The organism is Streptomyces sp. 147326, assembly GCF_045000215.1.
Classification (GTDB): Bacteria; Actinomycetota; Actinomycetes; order Streptomycetales; family Streptomycetaceae; genus Streptomyces.
Genome location: NZ_CP134201.1, coordinates 1,148,573 through 1,173,986 on the forward strand (window position 1 = coordinate 1,148,573; position 25,414 = coordinate 1,173,986).

24 protein-coding genes are annotated in these 25,414 nt (G+C 73.1%); 17 read left to right on the forward strand and 7 right to left on the reverse strand.

What is annotated here, in order from left to right:
- Positions 1-142: 142 nt before the first annotated feature.
- From RIU97_RS05350 to RIU97_RS05380, 7 genes are all read left to right on the forward strand, one after another.
- Positions 143-1,399, forward strand: coding sequence for an MFS transporter (locus tag RIU97_RS05350; protein ID WP_404953646.1), 1,257 nt, complete (start codon positions 143-145; stop codon positions 1,397-1,399).
- Positions 1,400-1,516: 117 nt separating this feature from the next.
- A complete protein-coding gene (locus tag RIU97_RS05355; RefSeq protein WP_404962764.1) occupies positions 1,517-2,212 on the forward strand; it encodes an alpha/beta fold hydrolase in 696 nt (231 codons plus the stop codon).
- A gap of 74 nt (positions 2,213-2,286) precedes the next feature.
- Complete coding sequence (locus RIU97_RS05360; protein WP_404953648.1) at positions 2,287-2,634, forward strand: hypothetical protein; 348 nt, start codon at positions 2,287-2,289, stop codon at positions 2,632-2,634.
- On the forward strand, positions 2,631-2,954 hold the full coding sequence (locus RIU97_RS05365) for a hypothetical protein (protein WP_404953650.1): 324 nt from the start codon (positions 2,631-2,633) through the stop codon (positions 2,952-2,954). The genes RIU97_RS05360 and RIU97_RS05365 overlap by 4 nt, the downstream gene beginning before the upstream one ends.
- Positions 2,955-3,075: 121 nt before the next feature.
- A complete protein-coding gene (locus RIU97_RS05370; protein ID WP_404953652.1) occupies positions 3,076-4,485 on the forward strand; it encodes an amidase in 1,410 nt (469 codons plus the stop codon).
- Between the two features lie 123 nt (positions 4,486-4,608).
- A complete protein-coding gene (locus RIU97_RS05375; RefSeq protein ID WP_404953654.1) occupies positions 4,609-5,046 on the forward strand; it encodes a hypothetical protein in 438 nt (145 codons plus the stop codon).
- Positions 5,047-5,100: 54 nt separating this feature from the next.
- Complete coding sequence (locus RIU97_RS05380) at positions 5,101-5,565, forward strand: type II toxin-antitoxin system PemK/MazF family toxin (protein WP_404953656.1); 465 nt, start codon at positions 5,101-5,103, stop codon at positions 5,563-5,565.
- Between the two features lie 176 nt (positions 5,566-5,741).
- On the opposite strand, the gene RIU97_RS05385 is transcribed toward RIU97_RS05380, so the two are convergent.
- A complete protein-coding gene (locus RIU97_RS05385; RefSeq protein WP_404953658.1) occupies positions 5,742-6,593 on the reverse strand; it encodes a TIGR02452 family protein in 852 nt (283 codons plus the stop codon).
- Between the two features lie 106 nt (positions 6,594-6,699).
- On the opposite strand from RIU97_RS05385, the gene egtA reads away from it, so the two are divergent.
- From egtA to egtD, 4 genes are read left to right on the forward strand one after another with little or no spacing between them, the layout of a single operon-like run.
- Positions 6,700-8,046 (forward strand): ergothioneine biosynthesis glutamate--cysteine ligase EgtA, encoded by a 1,347-nt coding sequence (egtA, locus tag RIU97_RS05390; RefSeq protein WP_404953660.1) that lies wholly within the window; start codon positions 6,700-6,702, stop codon positions 8,044-8,046.
- Positions 8,043-9,353 carry an ergothioneine biosynthesis protein EgtB gene (egtB, locus tag RIU97_RS05395; protein WP_404953662.1) on the forward strand — a complete coding sequence of 437 codons (1,311 nt, stop codon included), beginning with the start codon at positions 8,043-8,045 and terminating at the stop codon, positions 9,351-9,353. Before egtA ends, egtB begins: the two co-directional genes overlap by 4 nt.
- A complete protein-coding gene (egtC, locus tag RIU97_RS05400; RefSeq protein WP_404953664.1) occupies positions 9,353-10,111 on the forward strand; it encodes an ergothioneine biosynthesis protein EgtC in 759 nt (252 codons plus the stop codon). The genes egtB and egtC overlap by 1 nt, the downstream gene beginning before the upstream one ends.
- The gene (egtD, locus tag RIU97_RS05405; protein WP_404953666.1) at positions 10,108-11,082 is read left to right on the forward strand and encodes an L-histidine N(alpha)-methyltransferase; all 975 of its coding nucleotides are present in this window, start codon (positions 10,108-10,110) and stop codon (positions 11,080-11,082) included. The genes egtC and egtD overlap by 4 nt, the downstream gene beginning before the upstream one ends.
- Here the strand turns inward: egtD and RIU97_RS05410 are convergent.
- Entirely contained in the window at positions 10,965-11,903 is a 939-nt protein-coding gene (locus tag RIU97_RS05410) for a lysophospholipid acyltransferase family protein (RefSeq protein WP_404953668.1), read from the reverse strand. The genes egtD and RIU97_RS05410 overlap by 118 nt on opposite strands.
- On the reverse strand, positions 11,900-12,742 hold the full coding sequence (locus RIU97_RS05415; protein WP_404953670.1) for a GNAT family N-acetyltransferase: 843 nt from the start codon (positions 12,740-12,742) through the stop codon (positions 11,900-11,902). The genes RIU97_RS05410 and RIU97_RS05415 overlap by 4 nt, the downstream gene beginning before the upstream one ends.
- An 87-nt stretch (positions 12,743-12,829) precedes the next feature.
- Between RIU97_RS05415 and RIU97_RS05420 the strand changes: the two genes are divergently transcribed.
- The gene (locus RIU97_RS05420) at positions 12,830-13,009 is read left to right on the forward strand and encodes a hypothetical protein (protein ID WP_404953672.1); all 180 of its coding nucleotides are present in this window, start codon (positions 12,830-12,832) and stop codon (positions 13,007-13,009) included.
- On the opposite strand, the gene RIU97_RS05425 is transcribed toward RIU97_RS05420, so the two are convergent.
- Positions 12,993-14,255 (reverse strand): extracellular solute-binding protein, encoded by a 1,263-nt coding sequence (locus RIU97_RS05425; RefSeq protein ID WP_404953674.1) that lies wholly within the window; start codon positions 14,253-14,255, stop codon positions 12,993-12,995. The two genes, RIU97_RS05420 and RIU97_RS05425, sit on opposite strands and share 17 nt — an antisense overlap.
- 165 nt (positions 14,256-14,420) lie before the next feature.
- Between RIU97_RS05425 and RIU97_RS05430 the strand changes: the two genes are divergently transcribed.
- Positions 14,421-14,636, forward strand: a complete 216-nt coding sequence (locus RIU97_RS05430) for a dodecin (RefSeq protein WP_030663252.1) — start codon at positions 14,421-14,423, stop codon at positions 14,634-14,636.
- A gap of 42 nt (positions 14,637-14,678) precedes the next feature.
- Here the strand turns inward: RIU97_RS05430 and RIU97_RS05435 are convergent, their stop codons facing one another.
- On the reverse strand, positions 14,679-15,173 hold the full coding sequence (locus RIU97_RS05435) for a hypothetical protein (protein WP_404953677.1): 495 nt from the start codon (positions 15,171-15,173) through the stop codon (positions 14,679-14,681).
- Between the two features lie 129 nt (positions 15,174-15,302).
- On the opposite strand from RIU97_RS05435, the gene RIU97_RS05440 reads away from it, so the two are divergent.
- From RIU97_RS05440 to RIU97_RS05455, 4 genes are read left to right on the forward strand one after another with little or no spacing between them, the layout of a single operon-like run.
- Positions 15,303-16,382, forward strand: a complete 1,080-nt coding sequence (locus RIU97_RS05440) for an LLM class flavin-dependent oxidoreductase (RefSeq protein WP_404953679.1) — start codon at positions 15,303-15,305, stop codon at positions 16,380-16,382.
- 17 nt (positions 16,383-16,399) lie between these two features.
- Positions 16,400-20,359 (forward strand): hypothetical protein, encoded by a 3,960-nt coding sequence (locus RIU97_RS05445; RefSeq protein WP_404953681.1) that lies wholly within the window; start codon positions 16,400-16,402, stop codon positions 20,357-20,359.
- Complete coding sequence (locus RIU97_RS05450) at positions 20,356-21,159, forward strand: serine peptidase (protein ID WP_404953683.1); 804 nt, start codon at positions 20,356-20,358, stop codon at positions 21,157-21,159. Before RIU97_RS05445 ends, RIU97_RS05450 begins: the two co-directional genes overlap by 4 nt.
- Positions 21,160-21,194: 35 nt before the next feature.
- On the forward strand, positions 21,195-23,588 hold the full coding sequence (locus tag RIU97_RS05455; RefSeq protein WP_404953685.1) for an ABC transporter: 2,394 nt from the start codon (positions 21,195-21,197) through the stop codon (positions 23,586-23,588).
- Between the two features lie 56 nt (positions 23,589-23,644).
- Here RIU97_RS05455 and RIU97_RS05460 read toward each other — a convergent pair whose 3' ends face one another.
- Both RIU97_RS05460 and RIU97_RS05465 read right to left on the reverse strand, forming a co-directional pair.
- Entirely contained in the window at positions 23,645-24,583 is a 939-nt protein-coding gene (locus tag RIU97_RS05460; RefSeq protein WP_404953687.1) for an endonuclease/exonuclease/phosphatase family protein, read from the reverse strand.
- 104 nt (positions 24,584-24,687) lie between these two features.
- Positions 24,688-25,338: a hypothetical protein gene (locus tag RIU97_RS05465; RefSeq protein ID WP_404953689.1), complete on the reverse strand. Its 651-nt coding sequence runs from the start codon at positions 25,336-25,338 to the stop codon at positions 24,688-24,690.
- Positions 25,339-25,414: the final 76 nt, after the last annotated feature.

Genomic DNA, 25,414 nt, shown 5'->3' on the forward strand with positions numbered 1-25,414 from the left:
ACCCCCGCCGTCGCGACGGGGCGGCGCGCACCCTTCGGCCCTGCGTCCCCGGCTCTCCCCTCGTCCCGTCCCCTCTCGCCGCTCCCCTCGCCCCCGCCCCGCCCCCGCCCCCCGTCCGCACGCAACCGCCCAGGAGGGCACCGTGGCCCTTTCCTCCCCCGGCACCGGTTCCACCGCCACCACCACCGACGCGCCCTCCGGGCCCGGCCCCGCACGCCGCGGCCTGCTCCCCCTGCTGCTCGTCGGCAACAGCGCCATGTACGCCCTCTACGTCGGCGTGGCCGGCGTTCTGCTCGCGCTCCAGGTCGAGGACATCGACCCGGCGAACAAGGTGTCCAACTTCGGCCTGATCGCAGGGGTATCGGCGATCTTCGCCACGGTCTTCAACCCCGTCGCCGGTGCCCTGTCCGACCGCAGCGGACGGCGCAACCCCTGGATCCTCGGCGGCGGTCTGGCCGCCGCCCCGGCGATGTTCCTGCTCGGCTTCGCCGACACGATCCTGCTGATCACGATCGCCTGGTGCCTCGGCCAGGCAGTCATGAACGTCTACCAGGCGGCCATCACCTCCGTGGTGCCCGACCGGGTGCCCCTGAGCGCCCGCGGCAAGGCCTCGGCGGCCGTGGGCCTCGGCCTGCCCTTCGGCTCCACCGTCGGCGCGCTGCTCGGCGCGGCCTTTTCCGAGGACTACCGCACCGGGTACCTCGTGTTCGGCGCGCTCGTGGCGGGGGCCGCCGTCCTCTTCACCGCTTGCAGCCGCGAGGAGCGGCTCCCGGCCCGCGTCCCGATGCTCGTACGGGCCCAGCTCGGGGCCTTCGCGAGCGCACTGCGCCACCACGACTTCCGGTGGGCCTTCATCGGGCGGGCGCTGCTCGTCCTCGGGTACTTCGCGGTGACCGGCTACCAGCTCTACATCCTGCAGGACCACACCGTGCTGCCCGACGGCATGAAGCCGGAGGCCGCGGTGGCGGTGATGATGCCGCTGACGAGTGTGGCGATGGTGATCTCCACGGTCCTCGGCGGATACCTCTCCGACCGGTTCGACCGCCGCAAGCTCTTCGTCGGCGCCTCCGCACTGCTGTCGGCCGTCGCGCTCGTCATTCCGGCCGTGTCGACCAGCTGGACCGCGATGCTGGCCTTCTCCGTGGTCAACGGGCTGGCGTTCGGCTGCTACATGGCGGTGGACACCGCGCTGGTGACGATGGTGCTCCCCAAGGCCGAGGACGCGGCCCGCGACATGGGCGTGCTCAACATCGCCAATGCCGGGCCGCAGATCGTCGCGCCGTTCATCGCCTCGGTGATCGTCTCGCTCAGCGGCGGGTACACCGCGCTGTTCGTCGTGGCGGCGGTGCTGGCGGTGGCGGGGGCGCTGGCGGTGAAGCCGATCCGCAGCGTGCGCTGACCGCGAGCCCGCACCATTGCTCCGCACCATCGGCCCGTGCCGTCGGCGCCCGTATCTCCGACCGGCCACTCCCAGCACACCGTTCACACCGTTCACACCAGAGAGAAGGGCACCACCGTGCACCTGCACACCCACACCTGGGGCGAGGGCGACCGCATCGCCCTCCTGATCCACGGCATCATGGCCGACCACCGGACGTGGCGCCGGGTCGGCCCCGCCCTCGCCGACCACGGCTACCGCGTCATCGCCGTGGACCTGCGGGGCCACGGGGCCAGCGGCCGCGGCGCGTACAGCCCGGAGCTGTACGCGGACGACGTGGTCGAGACGCTGCCGGCCGGCGCCGAGCTCGCCATCGGCCACTCCCTCGGCGGCCTGACCCTGTCGCTGGCGGTGGACCGGCTGAAGCCGCGGCGGGCGGTGTACTCCGACCCCGGCTGGCACCTGGCCGCTCCCTCGGAGGGCTTCGGACCGGAGCTGCTGGCCCGGTTCAAGACGGCGACCAGGGAGGACATCCGGGCGATGAGTCCGCGCTGGGAGGACGTGGACGTCGACATCGAACTGGCGACCCTGGCGCTGTGGGACGAGCAGACGGCCCTGAGCCTCGCCCCGCTGCTCGGCGCCGACCTGATGCCGGCCGCGCCGGTGGTCCCGTCGCTGGTGCAGCTCGCCGATCCCAGCCAGTTGATCTCACAGGAGCGGGCACAGCTGCTCAAGAACCGCGGTTTCCAGGTGCGTTCGGTCGCCGGGGCCGGACACACCATCCACCGCGACGACTTCGACGGGTTCATGGCCTCCCTGGAGGGGTGGATCTAGGACTGCCGGCACCGGGCGGTCTTCGCCGGCGGCGGGGATCCCCCGGTGTCAGAGGCTGTTGCGAGACTGGTGCGATGAACGATGACGCCGAACACGACGGCCGGGTGGACCCGGGGGCCCTGCTGCTGCGGACGGACTGGAACGCGGTGGAGCACTGCTGCCCGGACGTGGCACCGGAGACGCCCGTGATCCTGCGGGAACTGCTGGACGACGACCCGCGCGTCCAGGGGTACGCCTTCCGGTGCCTGGCCGAAGCCCTCATCCGCGGAAACGTCTTCTACACCGCCACGGCTCCCGCGGCCCGGTACGTGGCCGCGATCCTGGGGGACCCGCGGACCCTGGCGCAGGTCACCGACCGCAGCGAGCACGAGGTGTACGACCTGGGTCCGCAGACCCCGTTCCCGCTGCGCGCCGGCCGATGACCTGGCTGGGGGAGTCGATCGTCGACGCGATCGCCCAGCACGGGCGGCCCTACGGCGACGAGGAGGACCTCGACGCGTTCCTCGACCTCGCGCCGGAGTTCTACGAGGCCGTGCGCCCCTTCCTCGCCTCCGGCTCCCCCGGCATACGCGAGGCGGCCCTCGGCGCGCTCCTGCCGCTGCTCCGGCTGCCCGCTCTGGCCGACCGGGGTCCAGCCCACCGTGACCAGGCCCTCGCCGCGGCCTTCGGCGAAGGCCCGCACCGCTGGCGTGCCGTCGACACGCTCTCCTCCTGGGGCGAGGACGTCTCGTCCCTGCTCTGACCGCCCCCGCCCCGTCCCCGTCCCCGTCCCCGTCCCCAACATCGGGGCCTTCACGGGTAGTCGCTCGCGGCGGTCCCCCTTACCGTCTTCCTACCGAACGGTAATAGGGGGATGGTTCGCGATGTCGGATTCTTCAGCCGGCCTGGTCGAGATGGTCGCCGCACTCGCCGAAGGCAGCGTGTCGGCGCGGCAGTTGACGGAGGGGGCGCTGCGCCGGATCGCGGCGGCGCAGCCGGAGCTGAACGCCTTCCGGACCGTACGCGCCGACGCCGCGCTCGCCGAGGCGGACGCGGCGGACCGGCGGCTGGCCGCGGGAGAGCGGCTGCCGCTGCTGGGCGTACCGCTCGCGGTGAAGGACGACATGGACGTGACCGGGGAGCCGACCGCCTTCGGCTGCGCCGGGACCTTCGCCCCGAAGACCGCCGACAGCGAGGCGGTACGGAGGCTGCGCGCGGCCGGTGCGGTCATCGTCGGCAAGACCCAGACGCCGGAGCTCGGCCAGTGGCCCTTCACCGAGGGCGAGGCCTTCGGCGAGACCCGCAATCCGTGGAACCCGGCCTACTCGCCCGGCGGCTCCTCGGGCGGCTCGGCGGCGGCCGTGGCGGCGGGCCTGGTCCCGGCGGCGCTGGGCTCGGACGGAGCCGGTTCGGTCCGGATCCCGGCGGCCTGGACCCACCTGGTCGGCGTGAAACCGCAGCGCGGGCGCATCTCCACCTGGCCGGAGCCGGAGTCCTTCCACGGGCTCACGGTCAACGGCGTACTGGCCCGCACCGTCGCCGACGCGGCGCTCCTGCTGGACGCGGCGAGCGGCCCGCACCCCGAGGACCTGCACCGCCCGGCCCGCATCTCGGCGGTCGAGGCTGCCCGGCGCACCCCGCGCCGGCTGCGGATCGCCCTCTCCTTCGGGATGCCTTTCACGGCCACGCCCAAGTCGCTGGACCCGCAGGTGCGTTCCGCGGTCGAGCGGCTGGCCGGGCTGCTGGAGTCGCTGGGGCACGAGGTGGTCCCGGAGGACCCGCGGTACGGCCCGATCGGCCTGACCTTCGTACCGCGCGCGACCAGCGGCGTACGGGACTGGGCGGCGCGGGTGCCGGATACGGCACTGCTGGACCCGCGCACGCACGAGGCGGTACGGACCGGCCGGATCCTGGGCGGGCTCGCCCTGCGGGTCTCCCGGCGGGCGGAGGCGGCGCTGCGGCACCGGGTCGGGGAGATCTTCGGCCGCTTCGATGTCGTGCTGACCCCCACGACGGCCACGCCGCCGCTGCGCGTCGGAGCGCTGGCGGGACTGGGGGCCATGGCCACGGACCGGGCGATGATAGCCGCCTGTCCGTACGCCTGGACGTGGAACGTCCTGGGGTGGCCGGGGGTGAACGTCCCGGCGGGGTTCACGGGCGAGGGGCTGCCGATGGGCGCCCAGTTGCTGGGTCCGGCGGACTCGGAGCCGCTGCTGCTGGCGCTGGCCGCGCAGGTGGAGGCGGCGCGCGGCTGGGCGGCGCGGCGGCCGGACCCGGTCCGGGCCGGCGTGTGAGGGCATGGGCGCGCACGTAGGGGCCGCGGGCCGGAGTGCCGACAGTGAGCCTGCGTGACACGCTGAACGGGGGGATCTCGCCGGTCCGGCCACTCGGCCGGCCCTGCACCCAAGGAGATCGAAATGGCCAGTGACGCCAGCAGGCCCCAGGCAGGCCACGGGCAACCGCGCCCCTGGCACGCGCCCACGTCAGGTACCACCCTCCTGGCGGGAGTGCTGATGATCTTCGGAGGGGCGATGGCGTTCCTCGAAGGGATCGCTGCCGTCGCCAGCGACGACCTGTTCGTCGTGACGCGCCACTACGTGTTCGAGTTCAGCCTGACCGGCTGGGGCTGGATCCACCTCATTCTGGGCATCGCCCTCGTCGTCGCCGGCTGCGCCGTCCTCGCCGGAGCCCTGTGGGGCCGCTACTTCGGCATCATGGTCGCCGGCCTGGGCGCGATCGCCAACTTCCTCTGGATCCCGTACTACCCCTGGTGGGCCCTGGTGCTGGTCGTCGTCAACCTCTTCGTCGTCTGGGCGCTGTGCACGGGCGCGCACCGGGAGTCGGACATGACCTGACCGCCGGCCCCGGCTGCACCGGGTCGTGCTTCCGGGCCCGGTAATCTCGGCGGGATGGCGGCACTTTCGCATCACGGCAACGGCTACACGGACCAGCCCGGCCGCGACGGGGACACGGCGACCACCGAGGCCGATCCCCGCGCCATCGGCCCCGTACGCACCGAGTACGCGCCCGACCCCGACGGGGACCCCGATCCCGGTGAGATCGTGTGGACCTGGGTCCCCTTCGAGGAGAACGACGGACGCGGGAAGGACCGCCCGGTGCTGGTCGTCGCGCGGGAGGCGGGCGGGCGGACCCTGCTCGCCGTACAGCTGTCCAGCAAGCGGCACGACCACGACCGGGAGTGGGTGCCGATCGGGACCGGCCCGTGGGACAGCTCGGGCCGGGAGTCCTGGGTGGACGTCGACCGGGTGCTCCGGGTGCACGAGTCGGGGATGCGGCGCGAGGCCTGTGCGCTGGACCGCGGACGCTTCGGGCTGGTCGTCGACCGGCTGCGCGAGCGCTACGGCTGGTCGTAGGGCGCGGACGGACGGGCACAGGGCGGGACGGGCAGACGTAGGGCGGACAGGCAGACGTAGGACGGACGGGCGTAGGGCGGACGGGCGTAGGGCGGACGGGCGTAGGGCGGACGGGCGCGCCGGTATACCGCGCGGGCTGGACGGCCGCGGTCACCCGGTGGCCCCCGCGCCCGCCCTCAGGCCCCGAAACCGGCGAAGGCCCGCTCGAACGCCTCGCGCGTCTCGGGCTTGCGGTCCAGCACCCCGAACACCACCCGCTCGAAGACCCCCGCGAACCGGCCCGCCAGCAGCCCCCGGAAGGCCTCGGCCACCTCCGCCGGGTCGTTCTGGAACACCCCGCAGCCCCACGCCCCCAGCACCAGCCGCCGGTAGCCGTGCAGCACCGCCACTTCCAGTACGAGCTCGGCCCTCCGGACCAGCGCCGCGGGGATCTCGGCCACCCGCTGCGGCTCCTGGCGCCGGATCGTGCCCGCGTTCGGGGCGGGCGAGGTGAGGAAACCGATCCGGAACGGGGTCTCCAGCAGTGCGCCCCGGTCGTCGCGGAAGACGGGCACCCCGGGCGAGTGAATCACCCGGTCGGTGTAGAAGGTGCTGCGCTCCGCTCGGTGGACCTCGTAGTACTCCGGGGCCTCCAGCAGCGTCTCGTAGAGGGCCGAGGCGCGGCACAGCGCTTCCTCCTGGGCCTTGGCCCCGCGGACGTAACCACCCCCGGGATTGCGGGCCGAGGCGAAGTTCAGGGCCGCCACCGGGGCCTCGTCCGGGCCTGCCGCGGCGTCCGGTCCGCCCGTCGCGAGCCTGCGGGCCGCGACCGTGGTGCTCTCCCCCGTGACCTCGACGGCCGTCGGCCCGCCCCCACGGACGACCTCTTCGTCTGGAACGACCCGGTTTGGTCCATATATCCTGGTTCCGGCCTTGGCGTCCGCCAGGGCGGCGGCGAGGGAGACCTGCCGTCCCGACCGCGTCCGGTAGCCACCGGCCGCCAGGATTTCCGCGTTCTCCCGCGCGATCTCGCGCAATCTGCTGCTCACGCCGCCATCCTCCGCACCCCGGCCGCCGGCGGCAAAGGAATTTGTGCCCCAGGGAGGGGTAGGCACGGGTGATGTCACGGCCGACGACAGGAGACGAGGACCCGGTATGCCCCAGGATTCACCCACTCCCCCACGCGCGCCCGCCACACCCCCCGCCCCCTCCCTCACCGAGACCCAGGCGGAGGAGCTGATCCACGGCATCTGCTTCAAGACCGGCCCGCCCCGCCTCATCGGCGCCGAGCTCGAATGGCTGGTCGTGGATGCCGAACGGCCCGAACAGCCCCTGTCCCCCGAGCGGCTGCGAGCCGCGCACGCCGCCGCCCGCGCCCTGTCCCTGAACTCGCGGCTGACCGTCGAACCCGGTGGCCAGCTCGAACTCAGCTCGGCCCCCGCCGCCTCGCTCAGCGGATGCGTGGACGGCCTGCAGGCCGACCTCACCGCCGTACGCGGCGCCCTGCTGGCCCGCGGGCTGGTCCTGCGCGGTCTCGGCCGCGATCCCCGGCGCCCCTACCGCCGGCTGCTGAACAGCCCGCGCTACGACGCGATGGAGGCCTACTTCGACCGCACGGGCCCTGCCGGGCGCGTCATGATGTGCGCCTCCGCCTCCGTACAGGTCTGCGTGGACGCCGGGTACGAGGAGCCGGGCGTGCTCGGCCACGGCCGGCGCTGGCGGCTCGCGCACCTGCTGGGCGCGGTCCTGGTGGCCGCCTTCGCCAACTCCCCCGCGCACGACGGCCCGTACGCCGGCTGGCGCTGTGCCCGCCAGGGGGTCTGGAGCGACATCGACAGCCGGCGCGCGCTCGCCCCGCCGCTGGACGTGGAGCCGCGGGCCGGGTGGACGCGGCAGGCGCTGGACACCGAGGTGATGTGCGTCCGGTCGTACGAGGGCGAGGCGTGGGAGATCCCGCGCGGCACGACCTTCCGCGACTGGCTGCGCACGGGCGGCGACCCCGAGCAGCCGGCGCGCTCCGCTCCCGCGGGCCGCCCCGCACTGCGGCGCCCCACCACCGAGGACCTGGAGTACCACCTCACCACGCTGTTCCCACCGGTGCGGCCGCGCGGCCACCTGGAACTGCGGATGATCGACGCGCAGCCCGGCGACGACGGCTGGCTGGTCCCGGTGGCCGTCGTGCACGCGCTGTTCGACGATCCGGAGGCCGCCGAGACCGCGTACCGCGCGACCAAGGCGCTGTCCGACGCGCACGGCCCGCGGCCCTCGCCCCGCAATCCGCTGTGGCGGTCCGCCGCCCGGCACGGCCTGGCCGATCCGGAGCTGCGGACGGCCGCGACGGCCTGTTTCCTGGCCGCCGCCGAGGCGCTGCCCCGGCTGGGTGCGAGCGAGCACGTCCAGGAGACGGTCGGTGCGTTCACCGAACGCTTCGTGCTGCGCGGCCGCTGCCCGGCCGACGAGGCGTCCCCCCTGGAGCCCGCCCGGAAGGAGGCCCGCCGGTGACCACCTCGTACCCGTCCCGGGAAGCCCTGCGGGAGCGGGCGGCCGCCGCCCTGACCGCCGCGCGCGTGCGTACGGCCGGGCTCACCGACGCCGTGAGCGACGCGGACCTGACCGCCCAGCACTCGCCGCTGATGTCCCCGCTCGTCTGGGACCTGGCGCACATCGGGAACCAGGAGGAGCTCTGGCTGCTGCGCAACGTCGCCGGGCGCGAGTCCATGCGCCCCGAGATCAATCCGCTCTACGACGCGTTCGAGCATCCCCGTGCCGAGCGGCCCGGGCTGCCGCTGCTCGGGCCCGAGGAGGCCCGCCGGTACGCGTCCGAGGTGCGCGGCCGGGTCTTCGACCTGCTGGAGCGCACCCCGCTGGAGGGCAGCGCGCTCCTTGACGACGGCTTCGCCTTCGGCATGATCGCCCAGCACGAACAGCAGCACGACGAAACGATGCTGATCACCCATCAGCTGCGGCAGGGCGCGCCCGTGCTGACCGCGCCCGATCCGGACGCCCCGTACGATCCGCCACTCGTCGCGGAAGTCCTCGTCCCCGCGGGCCCGTTCACCATGGGCACCTCCACCGAGCCGTGGTCGCTGGACAACGAGCGGCCCGCGCACGTCCGGGACACCGCCCCCTTCTGGATCGACACGGTGCCGGTGACCAACGCCGCGTACCTGGCCTTCATCGCGGACGGCAGCTACCGCGATCCCCGCTGGTGGGCGGCGCCGGGCTGGCAGCAGATCCGCGAACACTCCATCGAGGCACCGCTGTTCTGGCACCGGGAGGCCGGCCAGTGGCTGCGCCGCCGCTTCGGGGTGACCGAACCGGTGCCGGAGGACGAGCCGGTGCTGCACGTCAGCTGGTACGAGGCGGACGCCTACGCCCGCTGGGCGGGCCGGCGGCTGCCCACGGAGGCGGAGTGGGAGAAGGCCGCCCGGTTCGATCCGGCGACCGGTCGCTCGGCCCGTTACCCGTGGGGCGACGCGGACCCGACCGCGGCCCTGGCCAATCTGGGGCAGCGCCACCTGCGCCCGGCCCGCGCGGGCAGCTACCCGGCCGGGGCCTCCCCGCTCGGGGTGCGCCAGCTGATCGGCGACGTGTGGGAGTGGACCGCCTCCGACTTCCTGCCGTACCCGGGGTTCCGGGCCTTCCCGTACCGGGAGTACTCGGAGGTGTTCTTCGGCCCGGAGCACAAGGTGCTGCGGGGCGGTTCCTTCGCGGTGGACCCGGTGGCCTGCCGGGGCACCTTCCGCAACTGGGACCTTCCGGTACGGCGGCAGATCTTCTCCGGCTTCCGGACCGCGAGGGACGTCTGATGTGCCGTCATCTCGCTTATCTGGGACCGGTGGTGGAGCTCCGGAGGCTGCTGAGCGAGCCCGAGCACTCGCTGGTGCGCCAGTCCTGGGAGCCGCGCCGGCAGCGGTCCGGCACGGTCAACGCCGACGGCTTCGGCATCGGCTGGTACGCGGAGGGCGACCCGGTACCCGCCCGCTACCGGCGGTCCGGGCCGGTCTGGTCCGACCTGGGCTTCGCCGATCTCGCCCGGGTGGTGCGCAGCGGGGCCGTGCTGGCCGCCGTACGGGACGCCACGCGGCCCGGGGCCGACGGGGAGGCGGCGGCCGCACCGTTCGCGGAGGGGCCGTGGCTGTTCAGCCACAACGGCGCGATACGGGGCTGGCCGGACGTGGCGGCCCCGCTCGCGGCCGGGCTGCCGCCCGAGGAGCTGCTCCGGCTGGCCGCGCGCACGGATTCGGCGCTGGTGTGGGCGCTGGTCCTGCACCGGCTGCGGGCCGGGGACGACCTGGGCACGGCGCTGGCCGAGCCGGTCCGGGACCTGGCCACGGCGGCTCCCGGCTCGCGGCTGAACCTGCTGGTGACGGACGGCGCCGCGATCGCCGCCACGGCATGGGGGGATTCGCTCTGGTACCTGGCCGATGCGGGCGCCCGGCGCACCCTGGTGGCCTCCGAGCCGTACGACCACGACCCCCGGTGGTGCGAAGTGCCCGACCGGACCCTGCTGACCGCCACCCGCACGCGGGTCGAACTGACCCCGCTCAAGGAGAACTCCCCGTGACCAACTTCCAGTTGACCCGGACCCTCGACGAGCACGCGGCGGAGACCGCACTGCGCACGGACGTGCTGCACGGGCTCACCCACCTCCCCAAGGTGCTGCCGCCCAAGTGGTTCTACGACGCGCGGGGCAGTGAGCTCTTCGAGGAGATCACCCGGCTGCCCGAGTACTACCCGACCCGCGCGGAGCGGGAGATCCTGCTGGAGCGGGCCCGGGAGATCGCCTCCGAGAGCGGTGCCCGCACCCTGGTGGAGCTGGGTTCCGGGTCCTCGGAGAAGACCCGGCACCTGATCGAGGCGATGCCCGCGCTGGACACCTACGTCCCGGTGGACGTGAGCGAGAGCGCCTTGCGGGGGGCGGCCGACATCCTGCTCGCGGCGCATCCGGGGCTGCGGGTGCACGCCCTGCTGGCGGACTTCACCCGCGCGCTGCAGCTGCCGGACTCCCCCGGGCCCCGGCTGGTGGTGTTCCTGGGCGGCACGATCGGGAACCTGCTGCCGCCGGAGCGCGCGGTGTTCCTGGCGTCCGTACGGGCGATGCTGTCGCCCGGGGACGCGCTGCTGATGGGCACGGACCTGGTGAAGGACGAGGCCGTGCTGGTGTCGGCCTACGACGACGCGCGGGGTGTGACGGCCGAGTTCAACAAGAACGTGCTGGCGGTCATCAACCGGGAGCTGGGCGCGGACTTCCACACCGCCGACTTCGCGCACGTGGCGGTGTGGAACAGGGAGCAGGAGTGGATCGAGATGAGGCTGCGGGCCCGGTCGGAGCTGCGGGTGAAGATCCGGGCGCTGGATCTGGTGGTGCCGTTCGCGGCGGGTGAGGAGATCCTGACGGAGGTCTCGGCGAAGTTCCGTCAGGAGGGCGTGCGGAAGGAGTTGGCGGCGGCGGGACTGGAGCTGACCCAGTGGTGGACGGACGCGGCGGGCCGGTTCGCGCTGTCCTTGTCGGTCGCCGACGGCGCGGCCGGCTGAGCGGGGATGCCCGGCAGCAGGGCCGGGGCTGAGGCTCCGAGCACGGCCTGCTGAGCGGCTGCCGCGAGGTCCCGCCGGTCCGCGTACCGGCCCGGCGGGATCCGCGGCAGCAGCCTGACCTCGGCCCGTACCCCGCGGGCCCGCGCGATCCGCCACAGCGAGGCGGTCAGCGGGTCGTCCCCGACGAAGGCGGGCGCCCAGGCCGGGCTCCCGTCGCACAGCAGGTACGCGAGCCGCACGGGCTGTACGGGAACCCGCGCGTCCAGCGCCGACTGGAAGGCGGCCCGGCGGAAGGTCCCCTGGGCGCGGCCGCACCACGTGGAGCCCTCGGGGAAGACGGTGACCCGGTCGCCGGCCAGCAGCGCGCCGGTGACGGTCTCGACGGTGGCGGGCAGGGCGCGGATCCGGTCGCGCTCGATGAACAGGGTCCCGGCCCGTCCGGCGAGGCGGCCGAGGACCGGCCAGGCGCGGATGTCGCTCTTGGCCAGCATCCGGCAGGGCATGGCGGCGGCCACGAGCGGGATGTCCAGCCAGGAGATGTGGTTGGGGACGAGGAGGCGGCCGCCGTCCGGGCCCGGGCTGCCGTGCACGGTGATCCGTATGCCGAAGGCCCGTACCAGGGCGGTCGACCAGGCCCGTACGACCGTGTACCGCGGGCCGGCCGGCAGCAGCCGGGCCGGCGGGGCGCCCAGGATCCCCAGCAGGATCAGGGCTACGGCGGCGATGAGCCTGAGCACCGCCCGCGGGGCGCTCGCGGTGCTCCCCTCGTGGCCGGCACAGGCCTCGGGGGTGCAGGGCGAGGTGGGCAGCCAGACGCTCATGCGCCCGGGACGAGCGAGCGGAAGTGCTTCAGGTAGCGCGGGTTGGTGCGGCGCAGCGAGAGCAGCACGTACAGGTCGGCGCAGCCGAACTCGGCGTCGAGGGCGGGTTCGCCGCAGACCCAGGCGCCCAGGCGCAGGTAGCCGCGCAGCAGCGGGGGCAGCTCCATGCGGTCGGGGAAGGTGATGCCCTCGGGGTTCCAGGGGAGGTGCGGGGTGACCCGGTACTCCTCGGGGGCGAGGCTGCGGGTCAGGGCGGCCTCGCGGGTGGCGGCGGCCAGGACCCCGCCGTCGGCGAGCGGTATCGAGCAGCAGCCGGCGAGCCAGTTGTGCCCGGAGCGGTCCATGTAGTGGGCGAGGCCGGCCCAGATGAGGGCGATGACGGCGCCGTTGCGGTGGTCGGGGTGGACGCAGGAGCGGCCGACCTCGACCAGGTCGGGGCGGATGGGGGCGAGGGCGGAGAGGTCGAATTCACCCTCGGAGTAGAGGCGGCCGGCGACGGCGGCGCGCTCCGGGGGCAGCAGCCGGTAGGTGCCGACGACCTGCTCGGTCTCCTCCTCGATGACGAGGAGGTGGTCGCAGTACGCGTCGAAGGCGTCGGAGTCGAGGCCGGGCTCGGGCCCGTCGAGGCGGGCGCCGAGCTCGCCGGCGAAGACGCGGTGGCGCAGGCGCTGGGCGGCGCGCACCTCGGACTCGTCGCGGGCGAGGCGTACGGCGTAGTGGGGGCCGGCGGCCGGCGCGGTGCCCCGGGGCGCGGTGGGCGTGAGGGGGGCGGGGGCGCCGGGGACGGTGAGCGGGGAGGGGGAGGAAAGGGGGGACGGGGACAGGGGTGCGATGGTCATGGCGGCTCCTGATCCGGGCACGGAGGGCCAGGCCGGCAGGTGCGTGGCCTGGCTCCTTTACTTCTTCCGTGACCGGCTGGATTCGACATGACCGCTCAGCGGCCCTTGGATGTGCGGACGCTGAACTCGGCGGTGAACGCGCCGGCGGCCTCGTCGGTGACCGCCGTGGCGGCCTCCTCGGTGACCGCGCCGGCGGCCTCGCCGGTGACCGCGCCGGCGGCCTCGCCGGTGACCGCGGTGGCGGCCCGGCTCAGCGGTCGGAGCTGAGGACCGTGCCGATCTCCTCGGAGGCCGCCCGGGCCGCCTGCTTGGGGTCCCGGCCGGTGAGCACGGCCGTCATGAAGGGCTTGATCGGATTCTTCGCCTCCACCTCGGCCCAGCGGGCGGAGGTGGGGGTGGCCCGGCCCTGGGCGGCGCCGGGGGCCATGTTGGCGGCGCCCTCGTTGCCCTCGACCACGTGCGCGAGGGTGGTCTTGTTCGGCACGTAGCTCATCGTGCGGGCGAGTTCGGTCTGCCACTTCTCGCTGACCAGGGCCGTGATCACGTCGACGGCGTGCTTCCGCTGTCCGGTCCGCTCCGGGATGATCAGGTCGGAGCCGCCGGTGAACACGGCGCCCGCCTTGTCCGAGGTCTTGCCGGGGATCGGGAAGAAGCCCAGCTTGCCCTTCAGGGCGGGGTTGGCCGCCTCGATCTCGGCGGCCTGGCCGGGCGGGGCGATGATCTGCGCCGTCTGGCCCCGCGCGAAGACCTGCGACTGCGGGGGCGTCTCCTCGTCGGCGTCCTTGGGTCCGTCGCCGAGGGCCTGGAGCTGCTTGTAGAAGTCCATGCCGGCCAGGGCCTTCGCGTCGTCGAGGGTGCCGACCCACTTGCCGCCGGTCTCGACGGCGAGTTCGCCGCCCTCGTCCCAGATGAAGCCGGCGAGGACGTACCAGTTCTGGCCCGCGAGGTAGATGCCCTGCTGGTCGCCCTTGTCGAGCTTCTGGGTGGCCTGGATCCACTCCTGGCGGTTCTTGGGCGGGGTCTTGATTCCCGCGTTCGCGAAGAGGTCCTTCTGGTAGATGACCACCCGGTTGGCGGCGTACCAGGGGACGCCGTACTGGGCGCCGTTGATGCTGCCCGGCTCGGCGAGGCCCTTGAGCCAGTCCTTGCTGCCCCATTCGCGCAGGCCCTCGAGGGTGAGTTCGGCGAGGCCGCCCTTCTCGATGTACTGGGCCACCTGGGTGTTGCCGACCTCGATGACGTCGGCGGTCTCCTTGCCCGTGCCGTCGAGCACGGCGTTCACCTTGTCGCCGATGCCCGTCCACTCCTGGATCCGGACGTCCAGGTCGACGCCGGGGTGTTCGCTCTCGAACGACGCGGTGAACCTGTCGACGAAGTCCTCCGAGGCGCTGCCCTTCATCAGCCAGAGCGTCACCTTCTGCGGCCCTGCGGCCGAGTCGGCCGACTGGCTGCAGCCCGTGAGGGCGGTCGTGGCCGCGAGGGCGGCGCACAGGGCGGGGAAGCGCATCTTCAAGAGGGTCACCTTCTGGGGCTCGATCCGAGATGGCTCGAAATTGGCATAGACCAATAGGCTGGTCAAGGGCCTTTCGCTCGGGATTGTTGGCGCAAAGTTCGCGGAGCCGGACTTACTGGGGCACCGTAGAAACAGGCAAAAGCCACCCACTGTCGGGAGACCCCCATGTCCAATCACACGTACCGGGTGACCGAGATCGTCGGCACCTCCCACGAGGGCATCGATCAGGCCATCCGCAACGGGATCGCCAGGGCGGGCCAGACCGTGCGGAACCTGGACTGGTTCGAGGTGGTCCAGGTACGCGGCCACATCGAGAACGGGGAGATCGCCCACTACCAGGTGGGCCTCAAGGTCGGCTTCCGCCTCGAGGGCGAGGACTGAGCCCCCGCCCGGGGCTCGACCCCGGGCCTCAGCCGGGACCCGTCACGTCCGGCCCTCGACCTCCTGCGCGGATTCGAGCTCCGGCGCGTCGGCCGCCCAGTCGGCCAGTACCACCCGGAAGCCGGCGGCCCGCGCGGCCTGGCAGACGAGCTCGTCGTCGTCCACGAGCATGCGCACCTCCCGGCCGCGGGCGATCCGCCCCAGCACCTCCAGCTTGGTCGTGCGGGCCGGTCGCCGGTCCTGGTTCCCCCGCATCCACAGCCGCCCCTCGGGCAGCCCGTGCCGGGCGAGCCAGTCGACGGTGTCGGCCCGGCACCGCTCGGGGCGCCCGGTCAGGTACACCACCTCGCAGTCGGCCGCGCTCTCCACCGCCAGCGCCACCCCGCGCGCGAGCGGTGGATCGGCCGGAGCCGCGCCGAAGAAGCCGGTCCAGTCGCGGGGGCGACGCTCCAGGAAGTGCTGGCGATGGCCGGTGTCCGCCAGGGTGTTGTCGATGTCGAAGACGGCCAGCGGCCGAGAGGTGCTCTTCTCGCTCATCCGGCCAGCCTAGGGCCGGGCACGGACACAGGTGCGGCCCGGCGGAGGGCGTGGGGAAGCGGGTGGTGGCATCGGGTGGGGCATCGGGTGGGGGGGGAATCCTGGCGGCGCTCGGACGTTGACTCCTCTGTGATCCGAAAACTCTCGATACTCGACCGGTCCCGCACCCGCGCGGGCCACCCGGCCCCGCAGGCCCTGCGCGACACCGTGGAGCTGGCCCGGGCGGCCGAGGAGCTCGGCTACCACCGCTTCTGGGTGTCGGAACACCACAGCGTGCCCGGGGTCGCGGGCTCGGCGCCGACCGTACTGGCCGCGGCCGTCGCCGGCGCGACCCGCCGGATCCGGGTCGGCACGGGCGGGGTGATGCTGCCCAACCACCAGCCGCTGGTGGTCGCGGAGCAGTTCGGGGTGCTGGAGTCGCTGTTCCCCGGCCGGATCGACATGGGGCTCGGCCGCTCGGTCGGCTTCACCAACGGGATCCGGCGCGCGCTCGGCCGGGACACCGGGGACGCCGACCGCTTCGAGGAGCAGCTGGCCGAGCTGCTGGGCTGGCTCGACGGCACCCAGCGGGCGCACCCCGACGTGCACGCCCGCCCCGCCGAAGGGCTGCGGATACCGGCGTACGTCCTGGCCACCGGTGAGGGAGCCGGGATCGCCGCCCGGGCCGGACTGCCGCTGGTGGTGGGCGACCTGCGGTCCCGCAGCCGGGTGAGTGAGATCGTGGAGGCGTACCGCAAGGAGTTCCGGCCCTCCGCCCGGGCCATGGAACCGTACGTGGTCGTCTCCGGAACGGTGGCGGTCGCCGCCACGGCGGAAGAGGCCCGCCGCATCCTGGTCCCGGAGGCCTGGTCCCTCGCGTACTCCCGCACCCGGGGCAGCTTCCCGCCGCTCCGCCCGGCGGAGGAGATCGAGGCCCTGGAGATGACCCCGAAGGAACGGGAGCTGTACGGGGGCGCCCTGGCCGGCCACATCCACGGCACGGAGGACCAGGTCGCCGCCCAGCTCTCCGAGGTCGCCGCCCTGACGGGTGCGGACGAACTCCTGGTCACCACCTCCACGTACGACCGCACGGCGCTCCTGGACTCGTACGCACGGCTGGCCCGCCTGGCCCGTTCCCAGGGGCGTCCCCCGGACGTGCTTCGGCCGGCTCCGGCATCGGGTAGCGTCAGTGAACTGCGCCGGTCGCGTCTGCGGTGCGGGGGCAACTGAACTGTGCGGGAGTGGTGTTGGACAGGAGATCAGGCGGCCAGGGCGCGCCCCGGGTCATGGTGCTGTCGATCGGGGTGGGAAGCTTCCGCGACGGTTCCGACATGGAGGAGCTCGGCTTCGTTCCTGATCGGATCGAGGAAGTCGGCAAGGCCTTCGAGCAGTTCGGGGCGGTGGTGGAGACCTCGCTGGACGGGACCGAGGGCGAGATCGACGCCCTGTTACGGAAGTGGATCGTCGATGAGCGGAAGTCCGCAGATGTCGTCGTCATCCATGTGATCGGACACGGACGGGCCGACCGCAGCGGCCGGCTCTCCTTCGTGGCCCGCGACGACCGCGAGGTCGACGTGGACCGGTGGATCGAGAAGGCGCAGCAGGAGGCCGAGCGGGGCGGGGACCGCCAGCGCGTGGTGTTCCTGGTCGACACCTGCGGGGCGGGCACCGCGACAGGACGGCAGCCCATCTCCGAACTCGACGGCGAACGCGGCGTCTGGTCGCTCGGCGCGTCCATCAGCAGCTCGCCGACGGAAAGCGGCCGGTTCAGCGGATGGGTCGCGAAGGCGCTGGAGGCGCTGTTCTTCACCGACTTCGCCCTGGACGTCGAGTCGATCGGGTTCACCCGGTTCGTGCGGGCTCTGATCGCCGAGGTCAAGGCGGACACCACCTGGCGCATGTCCCTCGGCTTCAGCGTGGAGCAGGGCGACGGCGAGTGGCCGTTCCTACCGAACCCCCTGACGGCCGAACACACCCCGGAACAGATGCAGTTGCAGCGCCGCTCCCTGGGCTTCGTCCCCGGCGAGGACCTGGGGGACCTCGCCACCCAGGTCGCGGCCGGCAAGGAGATCAGCGACAGCCTCTACTTCATCGACCGCGCGTCCGGACGTGGTCTCATCTCCGCCGACGACAGGACGGGCTTCTTCTCGGGCCGCGCCGCGGAGCTCAAGCGCTACCAGACATGGCTGGCGGGCGACAGTCCCCTGCTGACCGTTACGGGCGCCGCCGGCGCCGGAAAGTCGGGGCTGCTGGGCCTCGTCGTGTGCGCGGCGGCCCCGAAGCTTCGACGGGGCGTCCGGGAGCTGTGGGAGTCCGCCGCGCACGATCTCCCGGAGGTCCCGGACATCGTCGCCCTGCACGCACGTCAGCGCTCGGTGCAACAGGTGATCGACATCATCGTCGAGCAGACGGGACTCGAACTGCCCAAGGACGAGGAGACTCCGGAGGGCGAGGCCCGCGAAAGGGAAACGGGGGGCGCCGACCCCGTCCAATGGACCGCCGGCCTCCTGCGCAAGGCCCTCGCCCAGGAGCGGAAGCACCGCCTCATCGTGGTGGATGCCGTGGACGAGAGCACCGATCCTCCCGCGGTCCTGCGACTGATCAGCGGCCTCCTCGCGCCGGAACGGCGGGACGGCGCGCTGGCGAAGGCACCGTGCAGGGTCCTGCTGGGCGGACGGCGCGAGGTGGTGGACGGGCTGTCCTGCGCCGAGGAGCTCGCGGAGATCGCCGCCGATCAGATCGATCTGGACACCGCGGATCCGGTCGCTCTGGAGGAAGACGTACGCCATTACGTCGCGCGGCTGCTTCGTGCCGGCAAGCCCTACGCCACCGGCACCGCCTCGGAGTTCGTCGACACCCTCGCCAAGCGAGGGGCGAGCGGCATCGTCCGTCACCTGCGGCCGGACAGCCTGTGGGGGCCGTTCCTGCTCGCCGGTCTGTACGTCCACTACCTGGTGACCCTGAAGTACCCCCCGCAGGACGAGACCGCGGCACGGGCCTACGCCCGGGAGGCATCGGCGGACCTGCCGGACCTGATGGAGGCCGTCCTCCTCGCCAGGCACGACGAGTTCCCCTCGTTGCGCGCGGTTCTCTCGATCCTCGCCCGGTCGCACGGGGACGGAATGCCGCTGACGACCTTGCGTCGCTGCCTCAAGGCCATGGATGCCGACGACATCACCGACAAGAAGTTCCTCGACACGCTGCGGGAGGCTTCGCCGTTCCTCCGTACCGGAGTCGACCCGGAGAGCGACGTGGCCCTCTACCGCATCTTCCACCAGGGCCTGGCGGACTACTTGCGCGATCACCCGGCGAGTTCGGATGCGGTGGACGCCGCCCAGAGCCTGGACCTCGAACGGAGGCTGCTCTCGGAAATCGTCGGGCCCTTCACAGCGGGTGCCGCCGAGTCCCGCGACGACTGGTACTCCGCAGAACCGTACGTACTGCGGCACGCGCTGGGGCACGTCGCCGCGGCCGATGCGGCCGAGTCCGCGGAGTTGCTCCTGACCGACCCCTACTTCCTCATCCGCTTCGATCCTCGGCAGGATCACCGGGCGATCGACATGACGCGGTCCGAGCTGGCCGCGGAGTACGTTCGACTCCTGAGTGCCTCGTGGTCCGCGCACGCGCAGATCAGGAAGGCGTCCGACCGCGCGTCGGTGTGCGCCTTCGACGCCCATCGGTTGAACCTTCCGCAGCGCCGGAAGCAGTTCGCCCGCATCGCGGGGATGGTGGCCTTCCAGCCGGAAGAGGCCCATTCCCTGCTTTGGGCTGAGGGTGGCCAGGTGGACGCCAGCACCCGCTTCATCGAACGTGTGAGCTCGGCGGTGCAGGATGTGGCGGTTTCACCGGACGGTGGCCTCGTCGCGGCCGGCACGAGTCAAGGCGTGCACATCGTCGAGACGGATACATGGCGCGAAATCGCACACTTCCTCGGCAATTCGCAGGACCCGGTCACCGGCGTCGCCTTCTCGCCGGACGGCCGACTGCTCGCGTTCGTGACGAACGCCTGGACACGGAGCCTTCAGTTCTGGGACGTCGAGAAGCGCACTCTTGTCGGAGAGCCCTGGCAGCACGTGACCGGAAGGGTCAGCTCCCTTGCGTTCTCCCCCGACGGCCGTCGGCTCGCGGTCGGACGCGACGGTCTCGGTGCCTCCGTCTGGGATGTGACCGGCGGCCATCCGGTCGAGGAGGTGCGCCTCCAGCACAGCGAAGGTGTCGATGACGTGCAGTTCAGCCCTGATGGGGAACTGCTGGCCGTGTGTGGTGGACGCGGGTTGGCCGTCTGGACGACGAACGACTGGAACCCCGTGTCCCTCAGCACGGAGAAGGCCCGGGCCATCGCCTTCTCGCCGGATGGCCGCTTGCTCGCCGCACTCGACAGCGAGGGGGTCAGTCTCTGGTGCTGCGAGACGCTCGAATGGACGCGCCGGGTGGGTCAGAAGACCATCGCCGTCGGCGGTGGCCTCTGCTTCTCGTCCGACGGAGCACTCCTGGCGATCGGTAGCTGGAGTTCGTTGCACGTCGTCGAGGTCTCCTCGGGGCAAACGGTCAGCCGCCTTGCCGAAAGAGGCGCCTACAACACTTGCGTGGCGTTCCACCCCTCGAATCCGTCGCTGCTGATCACCGGTCACGCGGAGGGGCGCCTGCGCCTTTGGAGCGGGCTGGGAGAGGGGACTCAGGCGCCGAAGTTGACGCAGTTCGCCTCGTCCAGTGCCGCCGGCTCGCCCGACGGGCGCCTGCTCGCCGTCCTCAACAGGACCAAAGGATGTCTCGAACTCCGCGATCCGGCCACCGGGGAAACGCTCGCAGAGGTGCCCGGGAGAAGCGGCTCCCACTTCCTCTTCTCGCCCGACAGTCGACTCCTGATCGCCGCGGGCTACTCCGGATCCCTGCAGGTCGTCCGCACAGGATCGATCCCCCCTCCGCCCGCCGAGACCCTCCGCATCGGCGGACACACGTACGCTCTGCCTCGCCTTGCCTTCTCCCCCGACAGCAAATGGTTCGCCCTCGCGGTCGTGGAACATTCGAAGACCTCGGTGATCAAGATCTGGGCCTCCCACGGTCTGTGCCTCGTCAGGCGCATTCCATTGCCCGACCAGCCGGACAACTTCGGGTTCGCAGGACCGGGGAAGCTGTTCGTCACCATCAACGGAGCCCTCGCGGTCTACGACTGCGGCGAGACCGAATCGGAGGAGTCCCCCGCATGACCCGCGTCCTCGGCATCCACGGCGTCCGCAACTACAAGGCCGCCGACAGCACGCCCCACCTCGGCAGCGCCCGCCTGCGCTCCGACTGGCTCGCCGCGATCGGGGCGGCTGTCCCGGGGCTCGACCTGGAGACGGCCTACTACGCCGACCTGCTGCGCAGCGAGAAGCAGGGCGAGGACCCGGCCGACGAGGAGCTGGCGCTGGTGGAGCAGTGGGCGCGCGCCTGGGGCGTCGACCCGAGCGGGGCCCAGGGCCGGGCCACGGGCTGGCTGCGGTGGATCTGCGGGCAGGTCGCCGAGCGGGCGGGCGAGCGGCCTGCGGTCGTCGAGAAGAGCGTGAAGCTGTTCTTCCCCGAAGTGACTCGGTACTTCGCCACCGGGCGGGCCGCCGTGCGCGAGCGGGTAAGGGCGGCACTGGTCCGGCACCGGCCCGACGTCGTCGTCGCGCACTCGCTGGGCAGCGTGGTCGCCTACGAGGCCCTGCACGATCTGGCCGGTGAGCTGGACGTGGAGCTCCTCCTGACGCTGGGCTCCCCGCTGGCGCTGCCGAACGCGATCTTCCATCGGCTCGATCCCGGCCCGCAGGAGGGCCGGGGCACGCGGCCGCCTGGCGTACGGCGCTGGGTCAACATCGCCGACGTCGGAGATTTCGTGGCCGTCCCGAAGGGTGCGCTGGCCCGCGCGTTCGCCGGGGTGGAGGAGCGGCCGGAGATCCGCATCGCCCCTTTGTGGCCGCACAGTGTGCTCGACTACCTGAAGCATCCAGCGGTGTCCGGCCTCCTCACCGACCGCCCTCGCTGAGGAGGCCGGGCGGGCAAGGCCCTAAACTGGGGTGAATGCACCAGTTCACCGATCCTCAGGCCCCCCGTGACCCCTTCGTACGGGTCCGGGGCGCCCGGGAGCACAACCTGCGCGGCGTCGACGTGGACATCCCGCGCGACGCGCTGACCGTGTTCACCGGGGTGTCCGGGTCCGGCAAGAGCTCGCTCGCCTTCGGCACGCTCTACGCCGAGGCCCAGCGCCGCTACTTCGAGTCGGTGGCCCCGTACGCCCGCCGCCTCATCCACCAGATCGGCGCCCCGAAGGTGGACTCGGTCACCGGGCTGCCGCCGGCCGTCTCGCTGGAGCAGCGCCGCTCCTCCCCCGGCTCGCGCTCCTCCGTCGGCACGGTGACCCTGCTGTCCAATTCGCTGCGGATGCTGTACTCCCGCGCCGGGACCTATCCCCCCGGCGCGCCGCGGCTGGACTCCGACGCCTTCTCGCCCAACACCGCCGCCGGCGCCTGCCCTTCGTGCCACGGTCTGGGCCGGATCCACCGCACCAGCGAGGAACTCCTCGTGCCCGACCCGGGCCTGTCGATCCGTCAGGGTGCCATCGCCGCCTGGCCCGGCGCCTGGCAGGGCAAGAACCTGCGGGACATCCTGGAGACGCTCGGCCACGACGTGGACCGGCCCTGGCGGGAGCTGCCCGCGAAGGACCGCGAGTGGATCCTGTTCACCGAGGAGCAGCCCGTGGTGACCGTGCACCCGGTGCGGGAGGCCGAGCGGATCCAACGGCCTTACCAGGGCACGTACATGAGCGCCCACCGCTACGTCATGCGGACCTTCGCCGACAGCAAGAGCGCCACGCTGCGGACGCGCGCCGAACGGTTCCTCGCCGATTCGCCCTGCCCGGTGTGCGAAGGACGGCGGCTGCGTCCGGAGGCGCTGGCCGTGACCTTCGCGGGACACGGCATCGCCGACCTGGCCGCGATGCCCCTGACCGACCTGGACGGCGTACTCGCCGCCGCGCCCCCGGCCGGGGAGGCCGCCCGGGTGCTCGCCGAGGACCTGCGCTCCCGGATCGGGCCGGTCACGGAGCTGGGACTGGGCTATCTGAGCCTGGACCGGACCGCTCCGAGCCTCTCCGCGGGCGAGCTGCAGCGGCTGCGGCTGGCGACGCAGCTGAGGTCGGGCCTGTTCGGCGTGGTGTACGTGCTGGACGAGCCGTCGGCGGGGCTGCACCCGGCCGACACCGAGGCGCTGCTGGGCGTACTGGACCGGCTGAAGGAGGCCGGGAACACCGTCTTCGTCGTCGAACACCAGCTGGATGTGGTGCGGCACGCGGACTGGCTGGTGGACGTGGGGCCGCTGGCCGGGGAGCACGGCGGGCAGGTGCTCCACAGCGGGCCGCCGCAGGAGCTGGCCGGTGTGGAGGGGTCGGCGACGGCCCGGCACCTGTTCGCGGCGCGGGAGCCGGCCGCGGCGCCGCGGCCGGTGCGCACGGCGGTGGGGGCGGTCCGCCTGACCGGGGTGGACCGGCACAACCTGCGGGACCTGGACGCGCGCTTCCCGCTCGGGGTGTTCACGGCCGTGACCGGGGTGTCGGGATCGGGGAAGTCCACGCTGGTGGGGCAGGTGCTGGCCCGCGAGGTCGGCGAGCGGCTCGCCGAGCCGGACTTTCCCGTACGACGGCTCGTGGAGGTGGACCAGAAACCGATCGGCCGGACCCCACGGTCCAACCTGGCGACCTACACGGGCCTGTTCGACGTCGTGCGGCGGCTCTTCACGGCGGCCCCGGAGTCGGAGGCCCGCGGCTGGAAGGCGGGCCGGTTCTCCTTCAACGTGGCCGGTGGCCGGTGCGAGACCTGCCAGGGCGAGGGGTTCGTGTCGGTCGAGCTGCTGTTCCTGCCCAGTACGTACGCCCCGTGCCCCGAGTGCGCCGGCGCCCGGTACAACTCCGAGACCCTGGAGGTCCGTTACGAGGGCCTGAACATCGCGGAGGTGCTCGCGCTGACGGTGGAGTCCGCGGTCGGCTTCTTCGCGGAGGTCCCGGCGGCGGCGCGCAGCCTGCGCGCGCTGGAGGACATCGGGCTGGGCTACCTGCGGCTGGGACAGCCGGCCACCGAGCTGTCGGGCGGCGAGGCGCAGCGGATCAAGCTGGCCACGGAGCTGCAGCGGCTGCGGCGGGACCACACGCTGTACCTGCTGGACGAGCCGACGACCGGGCTGCATCCGGCCGATGTACGGGTGCTGCTGCGGCAGTTGCACGGGCTGGTGGACGCCGGGCACTCGGTGGTGGTCGTGGAGCACGACATGGAGGTGGTGGCGGGCGCGGACTGGGTGATCGACCTGGGTCCGGGCGGCGGTACGGCGGGCGGCCGGGTCGTCGCGGAGGGCACCCCGGCGCAGGTGGCGGCGGCGGGCCGGGGCCGCACGGCGTCCTACCTGGCGCGGGCGCTCGACGGGTAGGAGGCGGGCGGGCTCCGGGCCGGCCGGGACGCCCGGAAGGCGGTCGGGTGGGGCGGTCAGGTGGCGGTGGCCGAGACGCGCAGCAGGTTGTGGTCCGAGACCTTCGTGTCGAGCGGGAGGGCGTCGGCGCTCGCGGCCCGGAAGTGCGGGGCGCTGAGGAAGAGGTAGTCGAGCTTCTTCGCGCCGAAGGTCGTCTCGCCCGACCGGCACGCGGAGGTGGAGGCGGGCGGGCAGACCGCGGGATCGAAGAACTCGGGGTCGCTCTCGTCGGCCTCGACGAAGGATCCGTGGGCGCCGTCCCCCCGTTCCGGCAGGTAGAAGCGCGACAGCGTGGCGGTGCGCGGGGAGTGGTTGAAGTCCCCGCCGAGGACGACGGCGAATCCGTCGTCCAGCCACTTGCGGGCCTGCTCCGCCAGCCGGTCGGCCTCGGGCACGGCGAGGGTCCCGTCGTCCCAGTAGAGGTGGACCGAGCAGGACCATGTGGGCCGGTCCGAGAGGGAGGCCAGGGCGCAGGGCACCGTGATCGGTTCGCGTTCGCCGCCCACGGTCAGGTCGAGGTCGGCCGTGTCCGAGACCGGGCCGCGTACGAGCACGGCGTTCCCGTACGCGTGTCCCTCGCAGATGGCCGGGTTCCCGGCCGGCAGGGTGGCGGAGTAGAACCCCTCGTAGCCGAGCGGCCCCAGGCGGTCGAGGAGTGCGTCGTACTGGTGCTCGCACACCTCCTGGAGGAAGAGCTGGTCGGCACCCCAGCTCCCGGGGTCGGTCTCGGCGGCCACGGCCGCGATCCGGCGCTCCGCGTCGTAGGTCGGACCGGAGCACATGTTGCCGCAGATGTTGTAGCTGGTCAGCCGGACGGTGCCGGCAGCGGTGCCGGTCTTGGTGGCGGTCTTGGTGGCGGGGGCCGCGGCAGCGGGAGGTCCGGGCGCGACGAGGACGCAGAAGGCGGAGGTGACGGTGACGGCGAGGACGGCCAGGGCGGCAGGGGTTCGGCGCACACCCGTGATCCTTCCCGCGGGCGCCACCGCTACCCCAACACCGGCTGCTCGTGGGGCAGATGACCTCCACGGAAGTCCTCCGCGGGTCACCGGAGGCCGCAGGTCTAGACGTCCCCCGACAACAGGTGCTGCGGCAGTTCGCGGAAGCTCCACCGGCCCCGGCGCCGGGTGAACTCCCAGACCAGGTCGTAGCGGTCGGGCCAGGTCGCAGGGATGCCGGGGACCTGGTGGGCGCCGAGGGCCCGGATCAGGCGGGGGACGCCGCTGTGCTCCCAGCAGACGAGTACGGGCATGGGCGCGGCCAACACGGCCTGGACGAGGGCCGGTTCGGCGCCGACGGCGAACTCTCCGCGGACGGGGGTGCGCAGCGCGGTGGCCAGCGCCGCCACGGTCTGCCTGCACCGCGCGGGGGCGCGGCCCTTGCCGCCGGCCGCGAAGACCGCGGCGGGGCGGGGCAGCGAGGAGCCCTTGGCCGGCGGGAAGAGGCGCGGGAGCTGCTCGGCCCGGCGCCAGCCACGGCCGGCCAGCGAGCCGGGATCGTCCTCGCCCTCCTCGTCCCAGCCGGAGTCACCGGCGTACGGCTTCTCCGCGTGCCGGATCACCATGATCAGGGCGTCCTTGGGCCCGGCTTCCGGGCCGGCCGCGGGGGTGCGGGGGTCTTCCCCGCCGGAGCAGCCGGCCGCGGCCAGCGGGGCGAGGGCGGCGGCCAGTACGGCTCGACGGCGCGGTCCGGACCCGGTGGGGGCTTCTGGCATGGGGCCACTGTCCCCCATCGCCCGGGCGCCGCCGGGGCGCGGCGCGAGCTGGGCTGCGCCGGTCAGCCGATCGGCG